Genomic DNA, 8,303 nt, shown 5'->3' on the forward strand with positions numbered 1-8,303 from the left:
GTTCCAGCTCGAGCGCAGCGGCACCTGGGACAAGGGCAAGGGCTGCGATACCTTCGGTCCAATGGGACCCTGGCTGGTGACACCCGACGAGGTTGCTGACCCGCATGAGCTCGATATGTGGCTCGAGGTCGATGGCAAGCGCTACCAGGACGGCAGCACCCGCACCATGGTTTACCAGATTCCCTTCTTGATCAGTTACCTGAGCCGCTTCATGAGCCTTCAGCCGGGCGATGTGATCTCGACTGGCACCCCACCAGGCGTCGGCATGGGCCAGAAGCCGGCGGTCTACCTTCGCCCCGGTCAGCGGATGCGCCTGGGCATCGAGGGGCTGGGCGAGCAGAATCAGCAAGTGGTCGCCGACGACCCCACCTGAACCAAGCGCGCCTGAAACAGGAGCGCCGAGCCGACCTGGATGCCGTTCCCGAGATCATGCCCCGCTGGTGCGATCCTTACCATGGCGTGATCAAGGCCATGGTCAGTCTCGACCCCAGCGTCGCTCAGTAGAGGAGACTGCCATGAGCCAGACCATTACCCGCGACGTCGGCCAGCTGGCCAGCCGGCGCGTGCATGTCGCCGACAATGTCCGCGTGGCACTCAAGGACCTGCCCGCCGACAGCGAGATCGAGGACGGTGGTCGCTGCATCCGGCTTGCCGAGCCGATCCGCCACAAGCACAAGTTCGCCCTGAATTCGCTGGCGGTGGGCGACAGCGTGATCATGTATGGCGTCACCGTCGGCCGTGTGACACGCTCCATCGCCGAAGGCGGCGCCGTCACCACCGAGAATATCGAGCACAATACCGATACGGCCGTGCCCCAGGCGCGCCGCGGGCATTGGCGGGCACCGGACGTCAGCGCCTTCGAGGGTGTTGGCTTCGAGGGGTACCACCGCCCGGACGGCCGTGTCGGCACGGCTAACGTCTGGCTGGTAGTGCCCCTGGTGTTCTGCGAGAACCGCAATATCGAGGTGCTGCGCCAGTGCGTTGCCGATGCCCTGGGGGAAGACCCCTTCCGCGATTACAAGCGAATGGCGCATGAATTGCTGAAAGGAGCCGCGTCGATAGACAAGGCCCCCGAACCCACCCCCGAGCGTCTCTTCCCCAATGTCGACGGGGTACGCTTTCTCACCCATACCCTTGGCTGCGGTGGCACCGACGACGATGCCAACGCCCTGTGTCAGCTGCTCGCCGGTTATATCTGCCATCCCAATGTGGCGGGAGCCACGGTGCTCAGCCTGGGCTGCCAGAAGGCCCAGATCCAGATGCTCAGGCGTGCAGTCGAAAGTCGCGACCCGGATGGCTTGCGCCCGGTGCACTACCTGGAACAGCAGGCCAGCCTGAGCGAAGTGGACCTGATCCGCCAGGCCCTGACCACCATCTTCGATGGTCTCGCCGAGGCCAACCGGGTCGAGCGTGCACCGGCACCGCTTTCAGAACTCACCATCGGCGTGGAATGCGGCGGCTCGGACGGCTTCTCCGGCCTCTCGGCGAACCCACTGGTGGGCGCCGTCATCGATCGGCTGGTGGCCCTGGGCGGCAGCGGCATCCTCAGCGAGTTCCCCGAACTCTGTGGCGTGGAACACGAACTGATTGCCCGGTGCCGCGATGATCGGGTGGCCAAGCGGTTCCACGACCTGATGACCGCCTACCAGGACCATGCCGCCAGGGTCGGGGCCGACTTTTCCATGAATCCCTCGCCGGGCAACATCCGCGACGGCCTGATCACCGATGCCATGAAGTCCGCCGGCGCCGCCAGAAAGGGAGGCGACAGCCCGGTAGTCGATGTCCTCGACTACACCGAGCCACGGGTCGAGAAGGGGCTGAGCCTGCTCTGCACACCGGGCAATGACGTGGAGTCGACCACCGGCCTCGCCGGCTCTGGCGCCAACCTGATCATGTTCACCACCGGCCTCGGCACGCCCACCGGCAATCCGATCACCCCGGTGCTGAAGATTTCGAGCAACAGCGAAATGGCCAACCGCATGGCGGATGTCATCGATTTCGACGCCGGCCCTATCATTCGCGGCGAAGCCAGTATCGACGACCTCGCCGAGCGACTGCTTCGGCTGTGCATCGACACGGCGTCGGGACGTTACCGTCCGAAGGCCGTGGCACTCGCCCAGTATGACTTCATCCCCTGGAAGCGCGGCGTTTCACTCTAGGATACCTGACCATGATCGCACCATCACCCGAGCAACATGCCGAGATCCTGCAGTTCGGCACCAGCCGTTTCCTGCTGGCCCATGTCGATTACTTCGTCAGTGAATCACTGGCGGCAAGGCGCAGTGACAAGCGGATCGTGATTGTCCAGGGCTCCGCGCGCCCGGTGGGGCGTCGGAAGGCCCATGACCTGGCCGAGCGGCTGCAGTATCCGGTTCACTTTCGCGGCAGGCGCGACGGCCAGACCATCGATGCGGAAGAATGGGTCGACAGCCTCGCCGCCTGCCTGGTCGCCGACAGCGACTGGGAAGAGATCGAACGCCGCTTCGTCGAGGAGATCACCCATGTGGTCTCCAACACCGGGGAGGACGGTTACGCCATCCCCGCTGACGACGACCCGCAACACGCCCTTCCCACCAGCTTTCCCACACGCCTGACGAAGCTGCTTCACGCCCGCTACCGACGCAACGGTCGCGGGATCACGCTGATGCCCTGCGAACTGATCCAGGCCAACGGGCAGCGCCTCCGGGAGATCGTCTGCCATCTGGCCGACACCCATTACGGCGATCCCGACTTTCTCTCCTGGTTGAAACAGGAATGCCTGTGGATCGATACCCTGGTCGATCGTATCGTGTCGAGCACCATCGAGCCGGTGGGGGCCGTCGCGGAACCCTATGGCCTCTGGGCCATACAGGAAACGCCGGGGCTCGAATTGCCCTGCCATCATCCCGATGTGCAGGTCGTGAGCGACCTGGCCCCCTACGAGAAGCGCAAGCTGCATGTCCTGAACCTCTCCCACAGCTGGCTGGTCCAGCGCTGGCATGACCAGAGGCTGACATCACGCCTGCGCTACGTTCGCGAGGCCATGCAGGAACCCTCGCTGCGGGAGCCGCTGGAGGCGATGCTACGCGATGAGGTCTTGCCGGTGCTCGACCGCCAATTCCCCGGCATGCAGCTGGAGGACTATATCGAGACGACCCTGGAGCGTTTCAGCAATCCGTTCCTGGACCATCGCTTCGAGGATATTGCCCAGCATCACCGGGAGAAGCTGCGGCGACGCCTGGCGCCGGTGCATGAGATGGCACGGGCCCAGGGGCATGCCACACCGCTGCTGGAGTCCGCTCTGCACTCGAGGGGAGTCGTCGGCCAGGCCGAGGGAGGCGTATCAGGCGAGAAGGCGCGCTGAAGGACGCGCGTCAGTCCGAGGAAAGCCGCTTCTTGAGTTGCATGTAGGTGCCATAGTGGCGATCGAGATGGCGACGCATGGCGGCTTCCGACGCATCGGGATCGCGGGACGCGATGGCCTCGATGATCTCGATGTGGGCGGCAAGGGCCGCCTTGTCCTCGTCCTGCTGCTGCAGCACCTGCGCTCGTCTGTCATCGAGCCATTCGGAGAGTGCCACATGGATGGCGTCGAAGATGGGGTTGCATCCGATGCTGGCCAGGACCCCGTGGAAGTCGTTGTCGGATCGCTTGAAACGCGCCTCGTCACCGATGGCGTCGCGGTTTTCCTGCAGGGCCTCGCGCAGGCGAAGGAGATCGGCCTCGGTCGCATGGCGGGCCGCATAGCGCGCCAGCGAAATCTCGAACATGGCTCTGGCTTCCTGGAAATACTGCTGGCCATCGGGCTTGGAGAGCAGTTGGCGCGTCACGCCGGAGAGCCTTGCCATCACCGCCTCGGCGGTGGGCCGGATGACCCGCGCCCGGGTGCCGCTGTTGATAGCGATCAGCCCCAGTCGCTGTAGATAGAAGAGGGCTTCGCGGACCGCCGGGCGCCCGACACCGAACTGCTCCATCAGCTCCCGCTCGGAGGGGAGTTGATCGTTTTCGCTGAGCCGACCCTCGAGAATCTCCGCTTCGAGTTGCTCGGCGACCTGTTCGGAAAGCGTCTTGCGCTCCACCCGGTATCTGCTCATACCCCCCCCTCTATGGGTTATCTTGAACACGAGTCGGTCGCCATTCTACCGTATTGCACCAACCCCTGCGGTCAAGCCAGGGGCTTGAGCGGTTCGAGCCCGAGTTCGCTCGCCATGGCGGCATAGGCCGCCTGGTTAGCCGTATCCAGCGGGATGCCCTCGGCATCGCGCTGCGCCCGACACCGCCATTCACGATCCCCGGGGGCCAGTACGTCGGTGCCGGGCATGGCGGGGCGGGAACGAAGATCCGCCAGGTAGTCACGCAGGCAAGCCTGGAAGGTCGACGCCTCGGTGAAGGCGGCGGGGTTCATCGCCAGGACGAAGTGCCCGACGCCACGCGGGGTCGACATGTCCGGCCCACCCATCGGCAGGAGGCGAAAGCCGTTGAGCATGCCCGAAAGGGTCGAACTGAGCACCTCGACCATTCCGCCGAGTCCCGCGCCCTTGAACCCGAAGTCGCTGCCACCCAGGGGCAGGAGTGCCGCCACCTCATCGGGCAGGCGGGTCACCTCTCCCCGGGCATCGGCGGCGACTTGATCCGGCAGCTCACGGCCGATGGCGCCATACTGCTGAACGCGGTTCCAGGGCACCGAGCTGGTCGCCATGTCCAGCAGGTAGGGCGATTCGCCGGCGACCGGGGCGGCGAAGGCGATGGGATTGGTACCATGGAAGGGCGTCTTGCCGTCGTGCAAGAGTACGAAGGGATCGGAATTGCAGAAGGCCATGCCGATCAGGCCGCGCTCGGCCGCCGCCAGGGCATAACAGCCTGCCGCACCGAAATGCGACGAATGACCCACGGCCACCGCCCCGAGCCCGACCTCCTCGGCCATGTCGCCGGCTTGTGACATCGCTGTGTACGCGGCCAGGTGACCGAAGCCATTGTCGGCATCCAGAAAGCCGGTCGCCGGCAGTCGCCGACTGAAGCGCATATCGGGATGTCCGCTGATCCTTCCCCCCTGCAGCGCCTTGAGGTAATGAGGAAGCAGCCGCAGGCCGTGGCTGTCGGTCCCCATCCGCGAGGCCGTGACCAGGGCCAGCGTCACGGCCTCGGCCGAGGCCTCATCGGCACCGGCGCGGACCAGCGCCTGCTTGATGAAGTTTACCAGGTCGTCGACAGGGACCCGGAACTCCTGCATTGACTCTTTCATCGATCGGTATTCCTTTTTCCTCTCGTGACACCGTGGCTCACCGATAGACCAAGGTCGGCAGCCACAGCGAGATGGCCGGAATGAAGGTAACGAGCAGCAGCGAAATCACCAGCGGTACCAGAAACGGCAGGGTTCCGCGCATGCACTTCTCGAAGGAGATGTTCGACACGCGCGACAGGACGTAGAGCACCATTCCCACCGGTGGCGTCAGCAGGCCGATCATCAGGTTGAGGACCATGATCACACCGAAGTGCACCGGATCGATGCCGGCCGCCACGACCGCCGGCAGCAGCACCGGCACCAGAATGGTGATCGCCGCGATGGTCTCCATGAAACACCCCACCACGATCAGCACGAGGTTGATGATGATCAGCAGGGCAATGGGATTGTCGGCGAAGGGCCCCAGCAGATTGACGACATGCTGGGTGACCTGGTTGCTGGTCAAGATCCAGGCAAAGATCGAGGCACCGGCCACGATCAGCAGAATTACCGCCGTGGTCTCGATGGTTTCCATGCTGACCTTGAGCAACCGCCGCCAGGTCAGGATGCGATAGACCACGATGCCCAGGAAGAGTGCATAGACCACGGCGGCGATGGCCGCCTCGGTGGGTGTGAAGACGCCCGAGATGATACCCCCCACGATGATCAAGGGCGTGAGCAGCGACAGGAAGGCACGGCGAAACGCCGTCCAGAGCACCGGGATGGAGAATTTTGCATCCCGGGGATAACCCCGCCGCTTTGCCATGATGGTGATCATCACCATCAGCGCCAGGCCCATCAGCAGGCCGGGGATCAGGCCGGCGGCGAACAGCTGACCCACCGATACAGAGGCCATGACCCCATAAATGACCAGCGGCAGGCTGGGCGGGATGATCGGGCCGATCGTCGAAGACGCTGCCGTGATGCCCACCGAGAATTCCTGGTCATAGCCGGCATCGCGCATGGCCCTGATCTCGATGGTGCCCAGCCCCCCGGCATCGGCGACCGCCGCACCTGACATCCCCGAGAAGACGATGCTCGCGCCCACGTTGACATGGCCCAGCCCTCCGCGCATCCAGCCCATCAGGGCCTTGGCGAAATCGAAGATACGCGAGGTGATACCGCCATTGTTCATCAGATTGCCGGCAAGGATGAAGAACGGAATCGCCAGCAACGGGAAACTGTCGATGCCGTTGATCATGCGATGCACGACCACCACATCCGGCACCCTTCCGGTCAGCCAGACATAGATCAGGCAGGACCCGGCCAGGCTGATGGCGATGGGCACCCCCAGCAACAGCAGGGTGAAAAGCGCAGCGAAAAGGAACAGCAGATACTGGCCATAGAAGACCAGCGCGATACAACCGGCCACCGCCAGCACGGCGATGATGGGGGGGACCAGCATACCCCGCCGGCGCAGAGCCAGGGCATTGGACATGGAAAGGACTCCGAAGGGTATTGTCGTTATGGGGTATCAAAAGGCTCGCGACTTCCCAGGCGCCAGCGGCTGATCATGATCTGGATGGAGCGCAGCAGCATCAGCACAAATCCGATCAGCACCACGTAGTAGAGAAAGCTCTTGGGGATATCCACCGACACCATCATGGCGGTGGTAATGTCAGCCAGCTTCCAGGTAATCCAGCAACCGGCGGCGAAGAACGCTATCGTGATGAAATCCACCAGGGTCGACAGCAGGCGTTGCATCAACGACGGCATGTAGCGATAGAAGAATTCCACGGAGATATGCGATCTCTTGCGCACCGCCATGCTCCCGCCCAGGAATGCCACGGCCACCAGAAAGTAGCGAGCCATCTCCTCGGTCCAGGCAATGGAATCACCTAGGACATAGCGGCTGAAGAACTGCATGAAGACAACCAGCGCCAGCACCCAGAAAACGACCAGCGACAGATAATCCTCCAGGACAAAGTCATTCCAGTCGAAGCGATCCTCCTCCTCGATGTGGAAGCCGGACTCCTCCGCAGGCCATTGTTCGTTTGTCATGATGGACTCCGGGCATGACACCACCCCCTCGATGGGGATGGCGTCATGACAAGGCTGGATGGATTACTGGCCGATGGCCTGCAGGCGATCGTAGGTTTCCTGATCCCAGGTAGCGGCATCGCCGTTGTGATGCGGCATGACCGCCTCGCGGAAGGGCGTGATGTCGACTTCGTTGACGGTCACTCCTTGTTCCTCGAACCAGGCCACCAGGTCTTCCTCAGACTGGAGAATGTCTTCGGTGATCTTCTCGCCAGCCTCCATGTAGACTTCGCGGAAGATCTCGCGATCCTCTTCGGACAGACGATCCCACAGCGGCCCGCCGGCAATGGTGATCAGCGAATCGGTGATGTGACCGGTCAGGTTGATGTAGTCCTGGACCTCGTAGAAGGCCTTGGCGCGAATGGTCGGTAGCGGGTTCTCCTGGGCATCGACGACCCCCTGCTGCAACGCCAGGTAGACCTCGGCGAAGGCGATCGGCGTCGGGTTGGCGCCCACGGCCTCGGGGAACATCATGTACATCGGCGCGTTGGGCGTGCGGATCTTGAGATCCTGCATGTCTGCTGGCTCGTTGATCGGCTTGTTGGAGGTCACGTGGCGACGCCCATAGTAGTTCATGGCCAACGGTACGTTGCCGGTCTTGTCCTGATAGCCCTGGGCGATCTCATCGAAGAGATCGCTGTCGGCATAGGCCTGCCAGTGATCGAAATCCCGGAACATATAGGGTGCCCCGGCGATGCCGATGGGCCCGTAGAAGCGGCCAGCGAACTGGTTGCCCGTATAGATGAGATCCACGGTGCCCAGTTGCAGCCCCTCGTTGATGTCGGCCTCCTTGCCCAGCGAGGACGCGGGATGGACCTGGATGTTGTAGCGTCCGTCGGTGCGCTCCGCGATCTCCTCGGCCGCCCACAGCGCCCACTCGTGATAGGGCTCGGAGGTCTCATAGACGTGGGCGAAATTGAGGGTCTCCTGTGCCTGGGCAATGCCGGCGATACTGACCCCGGTCGCCAGCATGGCGGCCGTCATGGCGCGCACGAATGTCAATTGGCGTTGGCTCTTGTAGCTCATGGTACTTCTCCTCACAGCGTTCTGGACGTTGTTGTGA

At 63.4% G+C, this 8,303-nt stretch carries 8 protein-coding genes; 3 read left to right on the plus strand and 5 right to left on the minus strand.

Annotation, left to right across the window (positions count from 1 at the left end):
* The 3 genes from ACESMD_RS08825 to ACESMD_RS08835 all read left to right on the plus strand — a co-directional run.
* On the plus strand, positions 1-373 hold a 373-nt coding region (locus ACESMD_RS08825), incomplete at its 5' end, for a fumarylacetoacetate hydrolase family protein (protein WP_372612319.1).
* Between the two features lie 142 nt (positions 374-515).
* Positions 516-2,159, plus strand: coding sequence for a UxaA family hydrolase (locus tag ACESMD_RS08830; protein WP_372612321.1), 1,644 nt, complete (start codon positions 516-518; stop codon positions 2,157-2,159).
* A gap of 11 nt (positions 2,160-2,170) precedes the next feature.
* A complete protein-coding gene (locus ACESMD_RS08835) occupies positions 2,171-3,343 on the plus strand; it encodes a mannitol dehydrogenase (protein ID WP_372612323.1) in 1,173 nt (390 codons plus the stop codon).
* A gap of 10 nt (positions 3,344-3,353) precedes the next feature.
* Here ACESMD_RS08835 and nanR read toward each other — a convergent pair whose 3' ends face one another.
* The 5 genes from nanR to ACESMD_RS08860 form a co-directional block, all read right to left on the minus strand.
* Positions 3,354-4,073, minus strand: a complete 720-nt coding sequence (gene nanR / locus ACESMD_RS08840; protein WP_372612325.1) for a transcriptional regulator NanR — start codon at positions 4,071-4,073, stop codon at positions 3,354-3,356.
* 71 nt (positions 4,074-4,144) lie between these two features.
* Positions 4,145-5,221: an Ldh family oxidoreductase gene (locus ACESMD_RS08845; protein WP_372612327.1), complete on the minus strand. Its 1,077-nt coding sequence runs from the start codon at positions 5,219-5,221 to the stop codon at positions 4,145-4,147.
* A 37-nt stretch (positions 5,222-5,258) separates the two neighbouring features.
* On the minus strand, positions 5,259-6,638 hold the full coding sequence (locus ACESMD_RS08850; protein WP_372612329.1) for a TRAP transporter large permease: 1,380 nt from the start codon (positions 6,636-6,638) through the stop codon (positions 5,259-5,261).
* 26 nt (positions 6,639-6,664) lie between these two features.
* Positions 6,665-7,201, minus strand: a complete 537-nt coding sequence (locus ACESMD_RS08855) for a TRAP transporter small permease (RefSeq protein WP_372612331.1) — start codon at positions 7,199-7,201, stop codon at positions 6,665-6,667.
* 63 nt (positions 7,202-7,264) lie between these two features.
* A complete protein-coding gene (locus ACESMD_RS08860) occupies positions 7,265-8,266 on the minus strand; it encodes a sialic acid TRAP transporter substrate-binding protein SiaP (RefSeq protein ID WP_372612333.1) in 1,002 nt (333 codons plus the stop codon).
* Positions 8,267-8,303 lie beyond the last annotated feature (37 nt).

The organism is Halomonas sp., assembly GCF_041689495.1.
GTDB lineage: Bacteria > Pseudomonadota > Gammaproteobacteria > Pseudomonadales > Halomonadaceae > Halomonas.

Bases quoted from the DNA above. Each gene is read 5' to 3' on its own strand.
- ACESMD_RS08850 (WP_372612329.1), bottom strand. From the start codon at position 6,638: ATGTCCAATGCCCTGGCTCTGCGCCGGCGGGGTATGCTGGTCCCCCCC.
- ACESMD_RS08835 (WP_372612323.1), top strand. From the start codon at position 2,171: ATGATCGCACCATCACCCGAGCAACATGCCGAGATCCTGCAGTTCGGC.
- ACESMD_RS08855 (WP_372612331.1), bottom strand. From the start codon at position 7,201: ATGACAAACGAACAATGGCCTGCGGAGGAGTCCGGCTTCCACATCGAG.
- ACESMD_RS08845 (WP_372612327.1), bottom strand. From the start codon at position 5,221: ATGAAAGAGTCAATGCAGGAGTTCCGGGTCCCTGTCGACGACCTGGTA.
- ACESMD_RS08830 (WP_372612321.1), top strand. From the start codon at position 516: ATGAGCCAGACCATTACCCGCGACGTCGGCCAGCTGGCCAGCCGGCGC.
- nanR (WP_372612325.1), bottom strand. From the start codon at position 4,073: ATGAGCAGATACCGGGTGGAGCGCAAGACGCTTTCCGAACAGGTCGCC.
- ACESMD_RS08860 (WP_372612333.1), bottom strand. From the start codon at position 8,266: ATGAGCTACAAGAGCCAACGCCAATTGACATTCGTGCGCGCCATGACG.